The 14,014-nt window shown below is 43.0% G+C and carries 13 protein-coding genes and 1 riboswitch; all 13 genes read left to right on the top strand.

Features of this window, described 5'->3' with window-relative positions:
• Positions 1 to 73 precede the first annotated feature (73 nt).
• The 13 genes from LKD46_RS09445 (at position 74) to LKD46_RS09385 (ending at position 13,431) form a co-directional block, all read left to right on the top strand.
• Positions 74 to 1,519: an aminoacyl-histidine dipeptidase gene (locus LKD46_RS09445; RefSeq protein ID WP_118513524.1), complete on the top strand. Its 1,446-nt coding sequence runs from the start codon at positions 74 to 76 to the stop codon at positions 1,517 to 1,519.
• A gap of 278 nt (positions 1,520 to 1,797) precedes the next feature.
• The gene (locus LKD46_RS09440; RefSeq protein ID WP_118513526.1) at positions 1,798 to 2,610 is read left to right on the top strand and encodes a GTP pyrophosphokinase; all 813 of its coding nucleotides are present in this window, start codon (positions 1,798 to 1,800) and stop codon (positions 2,608 to 2,610) included.
• Between the two features lie 46 nt (positions 2,611 to 2,656).
• Positions 2,657 to 4,531, top strand: a complete 1,875-nt coding sequence (locus LKD46_RS09435; protein WP_227574077.1) for a YgiQ family radical SAM protein — start codon at positions 2,657 to 2,659, stop codon at positions 4,529 to 4,531.
• Entirely contained in the window at positions 4,494 to 5,114 is a 621-nt protein-coding gene (locus LKD46_RS09430; protein WP_118513530.1) for a hypothetical protein, read from the top strand. The genes LKD46_RS09435 and LKD46_RS09430 overlap by 38 nt, the downstream gene beginning before the upstream one ends.
• 12 nt (positions 5,115 to 5,126) lie before the next feature.
• A complete protein-coding gene (locus LKD46_RS09425) occupies positions 5,127 to 6,095 on the top strand; it encodes an RluA family pseudouridine synthase (protein WP_227574076.1) in 969 nt (322 codons plus the stop codon).
• Positions 6,079 to 6,636 carry a signal peptidase I gene (lepB, locus tag LKD46_RS09420; protein ID WP_118513534.1) on the top strand — a complete coding sequence of 186 codons (558 nt, stop codon included), beginning with the start codon at positions 6,079 to 6,081 and terminating at the stop codon, positions 6,634 to 6,636. Before LKD46_RS09425 ends, lepB begins: the two co-directional genes overlap by 17 nt.
• A 12-nt stretch (positions 6,637 to 6,648) precedes the next feature.
• Positions 6,649 to 7,182 (top strand): Holliday junction resolvase RecU, encoded by a 534-nt coding sequence (locus tag LKD46_RS09415; protein WP_118513536.1) that lies wholly within the window; start codon positions 6,649 to 6,651, stop codon positions 7,180 to 7,182.
• Between the two features lie 110 nt (positions 7,183 to 7,292).
• Complete coding sequence (gene hisZ / locus LKD46_RS09410) at positions 7,293 to 8,414, top strand: ATP phosphoribosyltransferase regulatory subunit (RefSeq protein WP_227574075.1); 1,122 nt, start codon at positions 7,293 to 7,295, stop codon at positions 8,412 to 8,414.
• Positions 8,414 to 9,052: an ATP phosphoribosyltransferase gene (gene hisG / locus LKD46_RS09405; protein WP_118513540.1), complete on the top strand. Its 639-nt coding sequence runs from the start codon at positions 8,414 to 8,416 to the stop codon at positions 9,050 to 9,052. Before hisZ ends, hisG begins: the two co-directional genes overlap by 1 nt.
• Positions 9,053 to 9,102: 50 nt before the next feature.
• Positions 9,103 to 10,413, top strand: a complete 1,311-nt coding sequence (hisD, locus tag LKD46_RS09400) for a histidinol dehydrogenase (protein WP_227574074.1) — start codon at positions 9,103 to 9,105, stop codon at positions 10,411 to 10,413.
• Positions 10,413 to 11,000, top strand: coding sequence for an imidazoleglycerol-phosphate dehydratase HisB (gene hisB / locus LKD46_RS09395; RefSeq protein ID WP_021976578.1), 588 nt, complete (start codon positions 10,413 to 10,415; stop codon positions 10,998 to 11,000). The genes hisD and hisB overlap by 1 nt, the downstream gene beginning before the upstream one ends.
• Before the next feature lie 18 nt (positions 11,001 to 11,018).
• Positions 11,019 to 12,299, top strand: a complete 1,281-nt coding sequence (gene hisIE, locus LKD46_RS09390) for a bifunctional phosphoribosyl-AMP cyclohydrolase/phosphoribosyl-ATP diphosphatase HisIE (protein ID WP_227574073.1) — start codon at positions 11,019 to 11,021, stop codon at positions 12,297 to 12,299.
• A 172-nt stretch (positions 12,300 to 12,471) separates the two neighbouring features.
• Positions 12,472 to 13,431: a M14 family metallopeptidase gene (locus LKD46_RS09385; protein WP_227574072.1), complete on the top strand. Its 960-nt coding sequence runs from the start codon at positions 12,472 to 12,474 to the stop codon at positions 13,429 to 13,431.
• A gap of 284 nt (positions 13,432 to 13,715) precedes the next feature.
• Positions 13,716 to 13,904, top strand: a riboswitch (cobalamin riboswitch).
• Positions 13,905 to 14,014 lie beyond the last annotated feature (110 nt).

The raw sequence follows: 14,014 nt of genomic DNA, 5'->3' as shown, positions 1-14,014 counted from the left end.
TCCTTGCTTTTTTTACAGTATATGATTATTATAAAAGACAAATGAATTTATGAAGCAGAAGGAGGCAGAATTTATGCCAGTATTAGAAAATTGTGAACCAAAGAGAGTTTTTCATTATTTTGAAGAAATCTGCAAGATTCCTCATGGTTCCAGAAATACAAAACAGATCAGTGATTTCCTTGTGGAATTTGCGAAGGATCATGGATTCAGATACGTACAGGACGAGCTGAATAATGTAGTGATCTACAAACCAGGCACACCAGGATATGAGAATTCTCCCACAGTGATCATCCAGGGCCACATGGACATGGTATGTGAAAAACGACCAGATGTAGATCATGATTTTACAAAAGATGGTTTGAACATCTCTGTAAAAGATGGTTATATCACAGCCAACGGAACAACTCTTGGCGGTGATGATGGTATTGCAGTTGCTTATGGCCTTGCCCTTCTTGACAGTACAGATATTCCACACCCTCCTCTTGAAGTGCTGCTCACTGTTGATGAGGAGATCGGCCTTCTTGGTGCAGTTGGTCTTGACTGCAGCGTGCTGAAAGGAAGAAGATTTATCAATCTGGATTCTGAAGCGGAGGGAAGCCTCTGGATCAGCTGTGCCGGCGGTCTCTCCGGTATCAGCCATATCCCTGTCCAGCGTGTAGAAGGAGAAGGAGAAAAGGTACAGGTCAAAGTCTGTGGACTTATGGGCGGACATTCCGGTGCCGAGATTGACAAGAACAGAGCTAATGCCAATAAACTTATGGGACGGTTTCTTTACGGACTTAAGAAAAAATCGGAATATGCCCTTATTTCTCTTACAGGCGGACAAAAAGACAATGCCATTACAAGAGAGTGCACCGCAGAATTTCTTACCGATTCCGTTGCTGAGGTAAAAGCTTACGCAAAAGAGCTCCAGGAGCAGGTCCGTGAGGAATATACAGGCTCTGACGAAAACATTACTTTTGAAATAACAGAAAAGGATACTGCAACAGCAGAGGTTCTTCATCCTACAAGTCAGGAAAAAATCGTATTTTATCTGCAGAATGTACCATTCGGAATCCAAAAAATGAGCGGAACCATCAAAGGTCTGGTGGAAACCTCCAGCAATATCGGCATCCTCCGTCTGGATGAGGACGAGCTTTTTGCAAGTTCCAGTGTAAGAAGCTCTGTAGACGCTGCATGCAGTGCATTATCTGATAAGATTGAATATCTTACAGAATTTCTTGGTGGCGACTATGAAGTACAGGGTGCATATCCGGCATGGGAGTACAGAAAAGACTCTCCGTTACGAGATAAAATGGTTGCAGTTTTTGAGGAAATGTATGGCCATAAGCCTGAAGTTGTTGCGATCCACGCAGGCCTTGAATGTGGGCTTTTCTATAAAAAAATGGAAGGACTGGACTGTGTATCCCTTGGACCGGATATGAAGGATATCCATACATCCGAGGAGGTTCTCAGCATTGCTTCCACAGAAAGAGTATGGAACTATCTTGTACAGGTTCTCAAAAATCTGAAAGACTGATCCAGTTCGGAGTATGTTCGAACTTTTACCCTGGAGAAACGAAAGGTTTCTCCAGGGTATTTTTATGCCCTGATAAAAAATATTCATAAAATACAGAATTTTACATATATATAGATTTGTGGATGCATCACACAAAAAGGAAAATAATTCTATAATTTTTTAATAAAAAATTGATAAACAATCCCTTTTTTTTCAAAACATATGTTATAATAAAAAATGTATGCCGCTGTCACCAAAACAAAAAAGAGACTGACGGCAGATGATAAGGAGCGAGCAACATGGAAATACAGTTATGGCGAAGTATTTTGTGCCCTTACGAGCTGGCTGTCAAAGAACTGACAGTCAAGTTTAAACATATGATAGAAGAGTATCACGAAAATGATCGTTATTCTCCCATTGAACAAGTCAGTGGAAGAGTAAAAAGCGTTTCCAGTATCCTGGAGAAAATGCAGCGCAAAGATATTCCGATCGAACAGCTGGAAACAGAAATGGAAGATCTGGCAGGAGTACGGATCATTTGTCAGTTTGAAGAAGATATCGATACCGTTGCTGCGATCATCCGAAAAAGAACAGATATGGAAGTCAAAAGTGAAAAGAACTATCTGACGCATATCAAGCAGAGCGGTTACCGGAGTTATCACATGATCCTTTATTATACAGTGGAGACTATTAACGGGCCGAAACGGCTTCAGGTAGAAATACAGATCCGTACCATGGCAATGAATTTCTGGGCAACGATCGAACATTCCCTTCAGTATAAATACAAAGGTGATATGCCTCCTCATGTAGCAGAACGTCTTAGTAAAGCATCCGATGCGATCATTTCGCTGGATCATGAAATGTCTTCTGTGCGCAACGAGATCATGGATGCTCAGAATTCATCTCAGATGCAGTCCAATCTTGTAAAGGATATTCTGAATAATATTGAAAATCTCTACCGTGTTTCCAGTGAACGGGAAGTCAGCAAAATACAGGATGAGTTCCTGCGGGTATTCAAAACCAAGGATCTGCGTCAGCTGGAACGCTTCCACAGGCAGCTGGATATCATTGCAGAGGGTTATCGTGCCCAGGCAGTCCATCACAGCATATGAACACAGAGCAGACAGTACTAATACACTTACATACGAGGAATTATAAATGCAGGATTTTTTACCAGTTACAAGAGAAGATATGAAGTCAAGAGGCTGGGATGAGTTGGATTTTGTCTACGTGACAGGAGATGCCTATGTGGATCATCCGTCTTTTGGATCTGCGATCATTGGACGTCTTCTGGAAAGCAGAGGATATCGTGTAGGCATGATCCCTCAGCCTGACTGGCGAAAGAAGGAGAGCATCCAGGTGTTCGGGGAACCGCGCCTGGGTTTTCTCGTTACAGCCGGAAACATGGATTCCATGGTGAATCATTATACGGTTTCCAAAAAGCACCGAAGCACAGATGCCTATTCTCCAGGAGGAAAAATGGGATTAAGACCGGACAGGGCTTCTGTTGTATACAGCAATCTGATCCGGCAGACCTATAAACATACGCCTGTCATTCTTGGCGGGATCGAAGCCAGTCTTCGAAGAATGGCACATTACGATTATTGGGAAAATAAGGTCAAGCACAGTATTCTGATCGATTCCGGTGCGGATCTGATCTCTTATGGAATGGGGGAACATTCCATCCTGGAGATCGCAGAAGCCCTGCAAAGCGGGATTCCGGTCCAGGAGATCACATATGTGGCAGGGACGGTTTTTAAAAGCCATGATATCAGCAGGGTTTACGATCCGGTGGTCCTTCCGTCATTTGAACAGGTACAGACCGATAAAAAATCTTATGCGGACAGCTTTGCCATTCAGTACCGAAACACAGATCCATTTACAGCAAAGCCTCTGGCAGAATCTTATGGGAACCGTGGATATGTGATACAGAATCCACCATCGCAGCCTCTGACGCAGATGGAAATGGACGATGTTTACGATCTGCCTTATACAGGACAATATCATCCCATGTATCAGAAAAAGGGCGGGATTCCGGCACTGAAAGAGATCAAATTCAGTCTGACCAGCAACAGAGGATGCTTTGGAAGCTGTAATTTCTGTGCGCTGACCTTTCATCAGGGCCGTATCCTTCAGACGAGAAGTCACGATTCCATTCTGAAAGAAGCTGAAAAGATGACAGAGGATCCGGATTTTAAAGGCTATATCCATGATGTAGGAGGCCCCACGGCTGATTTCCGTTATCCTTCCTGCAAAAAGCAGCTGACAAAAGGAGTCTGCAAGGAGCGGCAGTGCCTGTTTCCTTCTCCGTGTAAGAATCTGACGGTAGACCACAAGGATTATCTTCAGCTTCTCAGAAAGGTCAGGAATATCCCCAAAGTTAAAAAAGTTTTTGTCCGTTCCGGCATTCGGTTTGATTATCTGATGGCAGACCCGGATAAAACTTTTCTTAATGAGCTTGTGAAATATCACGTCAGCGGTCAGCTGCGGGTAGCACCGGAGCATGTTTCTGATGAAGTCCTGAAGTTTATGGGCAAACCCAGGCACGAGGTTTATGAGGGCTTTCTGAAGGAATATGAAAAAGCAAATGCGCGGACTGGTAAGCAGCAATATGCCGTTCCGTATTTCATGTCGTCCCATCCCGGGTGTACAATGAAGGAAGCCGTGAAACTTGCGGAATACGTCCGTGATCTCGGATTTACACCGGAGCAGGTTCAGGATTTTTATCCAACGCCATCAACACTTTCTACCTGTATGTATTACACAGGAATCCATCCGCTGACAGGCGAAAAGGTATATGTGCCAAAAAATCCACATGAAAAAGCAATACAGCGAGCACTGATGCAGTATAAAAATCCGGAAAATCGCGAACTTGTCCTGGAAGGACTTAAGATGACCGGACGTATGGATCTGGTCGGCTTTGGACCGAAATGTCTGATCCGCCCCAGAGAGCTTCATAAAAAGGCCAAAAAAACACAGACAAGGAGTTCGGCACATGAAAGATACCAGAAAAAGAAAAACAAAAAAAGGTGATTTCGGTTATTTTAACAGCGAAAAAAAACGAAGGCTCCTGATCACCGCAGGATTATTTTCGCTTCCACTGCTCATTTTCTTTGTGGCGTGGGCCGTCAACGGAACAAGAATGACAGTCTGGACGGTTCTGACCGTAGTAGGCTGTCTGCCAGGCTGTAAATCCATGGTAAGCCTGATCATGATCCTGTTACGTCATCCTATGGATGAAAAGATCTATAAAGAGATCTGCGAACATGCAGGAGACCTGGTCATGTCCTATGAAATGTACATGACTTTTTATGAGAAAAGCGGTTACCTGGACGCTGTTGCCGTGTGCGGAAATACAGTAGTGGGTTATACCAGTGATCCAAAAGCAGATATCACCTACCTTGCAGAGCAGTCACAGAAAATCATCCGTAAAAACGGATATAAAGTGGATGTAAAGATCCTGAAGGACCTGAAGCCCTATCTGGAACGTCTGGATTCCATGAATGAGCACAAAGAATCTCTGAGAAACGGGATTAAATTCACACCGGATGAACGATACCCGGATCTTTCCAGAGAAGAACTGATCAAACATACGATCCTGGCAATCTGTCTGTAGGAGCATTATATAATGAAAGAATTTATCATTAACGAAAACGAGGCCGGACAGCGTTTTGACAAATATCTGGCCAAGCTTCTCCGTGAAGCTCCAAAGAGCTTTTTCTACAAAATGATGAGGAAAAAAAATATCACGCTCAATGGAAAAAAAGCCACCGGGAATGAAAAGCTGTTTTCAGGAGATCATGTAAAACTGTTTTTAAGTGATGAAACATTTGAAAAATTCAGCGGAAATGATTCTGCTCCACGGGCACATTATGCTCTGGATATCATTTACGAGGATGAAAATATCCTGTTGATCAACAAACCGGCAGGAATGCTTTCTCAGCCTGCTGATGACGGAACCTCTTCACTGGTAGAATATCTGACCGGCTATCTTCTGAAAAATGGCTCTCTTACAGAAAATGATCTGAGAACCTTTCGTCCTTCCGTATGCAACCGCCTTGACCGCAATACCAGCGGACTTATAGCGGCAGGCAAAAGCCTTTCCGGTCTGCAGGAACTTTCAGGGATGTTCAAGTCCAGGGAACTTCATAAATATTACCTCTGTCTTGTAGAGGGAGTTTTAAAAGAAGAAAGATATATCAAAGGTTATCTGGCAAAAGATAAAAAAAGCAACAAAGTAACCATCTATAAACAAGAGAAAGAAAATGCCCTGCCAGTGGAAACAAAGTATTATCCGTTGGGCACCAATGGAACCCGTACCCTTCTTAAGGTTGAACTGATCACAGGACGTGCACATCAGATTCGTGCCCACCTTGCTTCGGAGGGACATTCGATTGTTGGTGATCCCAAATATGGAAAAGCCGATAAAAAACTGAAAGGACAGCTGCTTCATTCTTTTCGAATGGAGTTTCCATCTATGAAAGGAAGCCTGTCATATTTATCCGGGAAGGTCTTTACGGCACCGCTTCCGGAAATCTTTCTCAAAACACTAAAAGAGGAAAAGTTGGAGGAGAGTTATTATGAAAATCTGGAATGAAATATGGGATTACGTCAAGATGATCATCATCGTGGTAGTTGTAGTCCTGGTTATCAACAATGTAGTACTGATCAATGCAAAGATCCCGTCAGAATCTATGGAAAATACCATTATGACCGGGGATCGTATCTTTGGTTATCGTCTGGCCTATGGTCTGAATATGGATGTATTTGGCCACGAGATCTCAAAAAAATGGAAAGATCCGGAACGCTTTGACATTGTGATCTTCAAATATCCGGATGATGAGTCTCAGCTGTTCATCAAACGTATCATCGGTCTTCCCGGAGATAAAGTAGAGATCAAAGATGGTAAAGTTTATATCAATGATTCAGAGACACCTCTGGATGATTCCTTTGTGCCGGAAACTCCTCTTGGAAGCTTCGGACCATACGAAGTACCGGAAAACTGTTACTTTATGATGGGAGACAACCGTAACAATTCCAAGGATTCCCGATACTGGCAGAATACGTATGTACAGTTTGATCAGATCGTCGGAAAAGCGGAGATCCGTTATTTCCCATCCATCAAGCTTCTGGATTAAAGGACAGCTCTTATGGCAACATGGAACAGCAGAGGACTTCGTGGTTCTACTCTGGAGGAACTTATCAATCGTACCAATGAGCAGTACAGGGAAAAGGGATTGGCCCTCATCCAGAAAATTCCGACGCCTATCACCCCGGTTAAAATGGATAAAACCTCCCGGCATATCACGCTGGCATATTTTGAACAGAAAAGTACCGTAGATTATATCGGAGCAGTACAGGGAATCCCTGTCTGCTTCGATGCAAAAGAATGCTGTGTAAAAACTTTTCCCCTTGCGAACATTCATCCTCATCAGGTAGCATTTATGGATGAGTTTGAAAAGCAGAAGGGGATTGCTTTTTTTCTGATCTATTTCAGCGCAGATAATGTTTTTTATTATCTTACCCTTCGTAAGCTGAAGGAATTCTGGAAAAGGATGGAAGACGGCGGACGAAAAAGTTTTCGTCGGGAAGAGCTGGACCAGGAATTTTATCTTTCCGGAAAAAATGGATTTCTGGTTCCTTATCTGGAAGGAATCCAGAAAGATCTGCAATTACGGGATTGACTTTTGGAAAGGTTTCCTATATAATCAGATTTAAGTTTTTCTGTGGTAGCATGGTAGCGAATTAAAGTGAAACACAGGGAATCTCAAAACGTGTTACGGAGGAAATGAACATGCAGCGTATTTTTCATACACCTGAAGGTGTGCGGGACATTTATGGAGAGGAATGCGGCCGCAAAAAACGGCTCCAGAAGGAGCTCCACCAGGTGTTTTCAAGATATGGATATGAAGATATAGAAACACCGGGATTTGAGTATTTTGAAGTGTTCAGCAATGAAGTAGGAACGATCCCATCCAAGGATTTATATAAATTTTTTGACAGAGAGGGAAACACACTTGTTCTCAGACCCGACTTTACACCGTCTGTTTCCAGAGCATGTGCAACTTATTTTGATCCGGAAAAGGGACCTGTAAGACTTTGTTATACCGGAAATACATTTATCAACAATTCCAGTTACAGAGGTCAGATGAAAGAAAATACTCAGATGGGTGTTGAACATATGGGAGATGATTCTGCAGCAGCAGATGCTGAAATTCTTGCTATGACCGTGGAGTGTCTGAAGGCAGCAGGACTTACCGAATTCCAGGTTAGCGTAGGCCAGGTAGATTATTATAAATCCCTGCTTGCAGAGGCAGATCTGGAGCCAGAGATAGAAGAGCATCTTCGTGAGCTGATCTCTCAGAAGAATTATTTTGGTGTGGAAGAACTTCTTAAGGGACAGAATTTAGGCGATAACCTTTCCAAGGCTTTTGCTGAACTGCCTCAGATGTTCGGTTCAGCAGAAGTGCTGGAAAAAGCAAAAAAACTCACCTCCAATCCGGAGGCACTTTCTGCAGTAAAACGACTGGAAGAAATTTATGAGATCCTGAAAGTATACGGCTGTGAGAAATATATTGCTTTTGATTTTGGAATGCTCAGTAAGTTCCGTTATTATACAGGGATCATTTTCCAGGCCTATACATATGGAACCGGTGAACCTCTGCTCAAAGGCGGACGATACAACGAATTGATGAAACATTTCGGAAAACCGGCTTCTTCCATTGGATTTGCCATTGTGGTTGATAACCTGATGCTCGCGCTTTCCAGACAGAAGCTGACTGCTCCGGCCGGTGATAAGACCATTGTGATCACCTATGATCCGGCAAATCTGAAAAAAGCGATCCAGGAAGCAATGGAGCTTCGAAACGAAGGTAAAAAAGTGGCATTGTGCCCGACAAAGGAGGAGCAGGACTGATGAGATATCTTACATTTGCCCTCACAAAAGGGCGTCTGGCCAGCAAAACACTGGATATGTTTGAGAAGATCGGTATTACATGTGAGGAGATGCGTGACAAAGATTCCCGAAAGCTGATCTTTACCAACGAGGAACTGAAGCTGAAGTTTTTCCTTGCAAAAGGTCCGGATGTGCCGACTTATGTAGAGTATGGTGCAGCAGATATCGGTATCGTAGGTAAGGATACCATTCTGGAAGAAGGAAGAAAGCTATATGAGGTTATGGATCTTGGATTTGGAGCATGTCGCATGTGCGTTTGCGGCCCTGAAAGCGCCAGAGAAGTTCTGAATAACAATCAGCTGATCCGTGTAGCTACAAAATATCCAAATATTGCAAAGGATTACTTCTATAACAAAAAGCATCAGACTGTGGAGATCATTAAGCTGAACGGTTCCATCGAGCTTGCACCGATCGTAGGACTTTCCGAGGTTATCGTGGATATCGTGGAAACCGGAAGCACCCTTCGTGAGAATGGCCTGAAGGTGCTGGAAGAAGTCTGCCCGCTGTCTGCACGTATGGTAGTCAATCAGGTCAGCATGAAAATGGAAGATGAACGGATCCGCAAACTGATCACGGAACTTCGAGGTGTGGTCAAATAAACTGAGCAACAGATGAACCTCCAAAATACAGAAAGAAGGCAGAATTTATTATGCGTAAGGTAAAACTCACCAAAGAATCTACAAAAGATATTCTGGAAACTCTCTTAAAAAGAAGCCCTAATAATTATGGAAAATACGAGGATGCAGTAGCAAATATACTTGCCAAAGTAAAAGCAGAGGGAGATACCGCGTTATTTGCATTTACCAGAGAATTTGATAAAGTCGAAGTGACAGGGGATACGATCCGTGTAACACCGGAGGAGATCGAGGAAGCATACAAGCTGGTAGATCCTTCCCTGATCGATGTGATCAAAAAAGCACTGGTGAATATCCGCAGCTATCACGAAAAGCAGCTTCAGAACAGCTGGTTCACAAGCACAACAGACGGAACCATGCTTGGTCAGAAGGTAACCGCTCTGAACCGTGTAGGTGTTTACGTTCCCGGTGGAAAGGCTGTATATCCGTCTTCCGTGCTGATGAATATCGTTCCTGCAAAAGTTGCCGGTGTTGACCGTATTGTAATGACAACACCTCCTGGAAAAGACGGAAAAGTAAATCCAAGCACACTTGTTGCTGCCAACGAAGCCGGTGCAGATGAAATCTATAAAGTGGGTGGTGCACAGGCTATCGGAGCACTTGCATATGGAACCGAGAGTATTCCAAAGGTTGACAAAATCGTAGGGCCCGGAAATATTTTTGTTGCGCTTGCAAAAAAGGCAGTTTATGGATACGTAAGCATTGATTCTATCGCCGGCCCAAGCGAGATCCTCGTTCTTGCAGATGAGACTGCAAATCCACGTTATATTGCAGCAGATCTTCTTTCTCAGGCAGAGCACGATGAGATGGCATCTGCGATTCTGATCACAACAAATGAGGAATTTGCAGATCAGGTAGATAAAGAAGTCAGAGGTTTTGTTGAGGTACTTTCCAGGAAAGCCATTATCGAGAAATCCCTGGAGAACTTTGGCTATATCCTGATCGCAGAAGATATGGACGAGGCCATTGAGGCTGCCAATGAAATTGCTTCTGAACATATGGAGATCGTCACAAAGAATCCTTTTGAAGATATGATGAAGGTGCGAAATGCAGGTGCGATCTTTATCGGAGAGCACAGCTCTGAACCACTTGGAGATTATTTTGCAGGACCAAACCATGTGCTTCCTACCAATGGGACTGCCAAATTTTTCTCCGCACTTTCTGTAGATGATTTTATCAAAAAATCCAGTATTGTATATTATTCAAGAGAAGCACTCCGAAAGATCCACAAGGACATTATCCAGTTTGCCACATCGGAACAGCTGACTGCACACGCAAATTCCATTGCAGTCCGTTTTGAGGAAGAGGACAAGGAGAACGAATAATGGCAAGAGAAGCACTGATCGAAAGAAACACAAAAGAAACACAGATACGTCTGCAGCTGAATATTGATGGAACGGGAAGTTCCGATATTGATACAGGTATTGGCTTTTTTGACCATATGCTGGACGGTTTTACGCGACATGGACTGTATGATCTTACGCTGAGAGTCCACGGTGATCTGAATGTAGATGATCATCACACCATTGAAGATACAGGAATCGTCCTTGGAAACGCTATCCGCGAGGCAGTTGGCGACAAAAAAGGGATCAAACGTTACGGCAGCTGTATCCTTCCTATGGATGAAGTGCTTGTACTCTGCGCAGTAGATCTTTCCGGAAGACCTTATCTTGGATGGGATGCAGAGTTTTCTACTGAAAAAATAGGGGATATGGCCACAGAGATGGTAAAAGAATTCTTTTATGCAGTATCCTATTCTGCGGCAATGAATCTTCACATCAAAGTTCTTTCCGGAGGAAACAGCCATCATGTGGCAGAGGCCATGTTTAAAAGCTTTGCGAAAGCCCTTGATGCAGCAACACAATACGATTCCCGGATCACAGACGTGCTTTCTACCAAGGGAAGCCTCTGATACAGAAGGAGACCACTTATGAACAAACAGTTGATCCCATGTCTTTATCTTCATTCAGAAAAAGCGGTAACAGGATTTGGACAGAGAAATCTTTTCGGAGACGGAAATGTAGAAACACTTGCAAAATTTTACGGTGACAATGGGGCAGATGAGCTTCTGGTATTTGACTTTTCTTCCGCAGATGCAGAGCATGACCGTGCGATTGGAAAAATCCGTGATATCTGCCAGGCATCTGAGATCCCGGTTATCGCAGCGGGAAATATCAAACGTATGGAAGATGTAAAAAAGCTGATCTATGCGGGATGTGCCAAAGTTGTACTGAATTTTTCGAAAGAGAATAATATCAAGCTTCTGGAAGAAGTATCCCGGCGCTTTGGAAAAGAGCGTATGATGATCAGCATCTCTGATCTGAGAGAATTCACAGAAAATCAGGATCTGATTGAAAAATATGCAGACACTGTTCTGGCTCTGGACACTGTCGAAAATGAAATCGCAGAGATTTCGCAGATTTCCATTGTTCTTCATACCGATGAAAACAGATCTGAGAACGTTCTGAAGCTTTTAGGAGAAGCAGCTGTGTCCGGACTTTGCGGTGCTTATGTAAGCAGTCTTGAAAATGATCTGCATACATTTAAGGAAACCTGCGAAGAAGCCAGAATTCCGGTAAACACATATAAAAGTAATATTGCATGGTCGGATTTTAAATTAAACAGTGACGGAATGGTTCCGGTTATTGTCCAGGATTACCGGACGGATGAAGTACTGATGCTGGCCTATATGAATGAGCTTGCTTTTAACACAACATTGAAGCTGGGAAAAATGACATACTGGAGCCGCAGCCGGAATGAGCTCTGGACCAAAGGTCTGACATCCGGACATGTACAGTATGTAAAGGCTCTTACTATTGACTGTGATAATGATACGATCCTTGCCAAAGTGGAGCAGGTTGGAGCAGCCTGCCATACAGGAAACCGTACCTGTTTCTTCAAACCGCTGATGAAAAAAGAGTACGATGATACCAATCCACTTCACGTGTTCCAGAATGTGTATGATGTGATCACTGACCGAAAAGAGCATCCAAAGGAAGGTTCCTATACTAATTGTCTTTTTGATAAAGGAATCGACAAGATTTTGAAAAAAGTCGGTGAAGAATGCACAGAGATCGTCATTGCAGCCAAAAATCCGGATAAAGAAGAGATTAAATATGAAATTTCAGATTTTCTTTATCATATGATGGTACTCATGGTGGAAAAAGGCGTCAGCTGGGAAGAAATCACTAGGGAACTGGCGAAAAGATAAATTATATATCATTCAGGAAAAAAGCTTCTGTACACCGGGTCAGAAAAAACGGTTACGGAAGCTTTTTTATGTATTCCTGGAATCCTAAAAAGAATATATACAATTTCGGTTAGGCATGTTATACTTATCGTCAAAAGTGCGGAAATATAAAAAAGGAAAAGGGAAACAATCAATGATCAAAATTGATGACTGGGTGATTGAAAAAGGAGAGAAGGCACAGGGAAAAATTAAGATCTCAGGAAATGGCATGGCAATGCCGGCAACTGTGATATGCGGAGTGGAAGACGGACCGACGGTCCTGATCACGGCAGGAATACACAGTGCGGAGTATGTGGGAATCCAGGCAGCAATGGAACTTGCAAAAGAATTTCAGCCGGAAGAACTGAAGGGAAATGTGATCATCGTTCCACTGGTCAACGTCAGCGGCTTTGAGCATCGCACCATGAGTCTGGTCTATGAGGATGGCAAGAACCTGAACCGCGTTTTCCCCGGAGATCCTGAGGGAACAGCTGCAGATCGTATTGCCCATACTATAGTAACGAAACTTTTTTCCATAGCAGATTATTATATCGACCTGCATAGCGGAGATGGGTTCGAACAACTTCATCCCTATGTTTATTATGTAGGGGTTGTAGATGAAAAAACAGCAGAGAAGTCATTACATATGGCACGGCATATCGGCGTAAAATATGTAGTCCGTTCCACAACCGCCACAGGTGGCGCCTATAATTATGCTTCTTCTCTTGGAATTCCAAGTATTCTTATCGAAAGAGGCGGACACAGCTACTGGACCTGGGAGGAAGTAGAACAGGATAAAAGAGATGTCCGTCACCTTGTTTTTCATCTCCAGGGAAAGACGTGTCATGGTCTGAAGCATTACCGTCAGATGCTTCTTGAAAATGTAGTCTATGAATATGCGCCGTATACCGGATGCTGGTATCCATCCAAGAAGCCTGGAGAGTACTTCTTTAAGGGGGAAGAACTGGGTGAACTGAGAGATTACTATGGAAATTTACTTTACACGTCTATTGCAACTGAAAACGGAGTCGTACTTTATCAGACAGCCAGCCTGAATATCATTGAAGACGGACCGATGATCGCATATGCGGCGATCACAGATACTCTGACCTGATAGTAAACAATCTTTTCAGAACGCTTCTGTCTGAAAACATATTGAAACAGTAAGAAAACCGGGTTTTACCATTTGCTATTCTATTTGTAAAAACAGCGAGGTAAAATCCGTGTTTTTTTAGCAGATCAGATAAATTTAATTGTCAAATCCCCAATGGGGGATATATACAATTCAAGCATCTTTAACAAAATTTATGAGTTTTCAAAAAATATAACATTTTTCCATAGACATAAACTATAGTTTTATCGTATAATATTTAGGTAATTTAACAGCATTTGCTGATTTTCACATCAGCCGTTGTAAGTTCCGAGAGGATTAATAGGGAAACCGGTGTAAATCCGGTACGATCCCGTCACTGTAAGGGGGAATCCTCAGACAAAATACCACTGGTCGAGTGCGTGAGAAATAGACCGGGAAGGTGTCTGAGGGTAAGGATCCTAAGTCAGGAGACCTGCTTGCAATTGTTTTAAAATGATTCTTACGGAAGATAGGAAGCATATTTTTTTATGTGCCCGTATTTCATCGCGGGCTTTTTTCGTGCAAATTTCTAAAATTCCATGCATGTTCTGCATAATAAGAATCC

This window comes from Blautia fusiformis (genome assembly GCF_020686995.1).
Lineage (GTDB): Bacteria > Bacillota > Clostridia > Lachnospirales > Lachnospiraceae > Blautia_A > Blautia_A fusiformis.
Note: the sequence above shows the minus strand (reverse complement) of the source record. Positions and strands in the feature narration are given on the sequence as shown.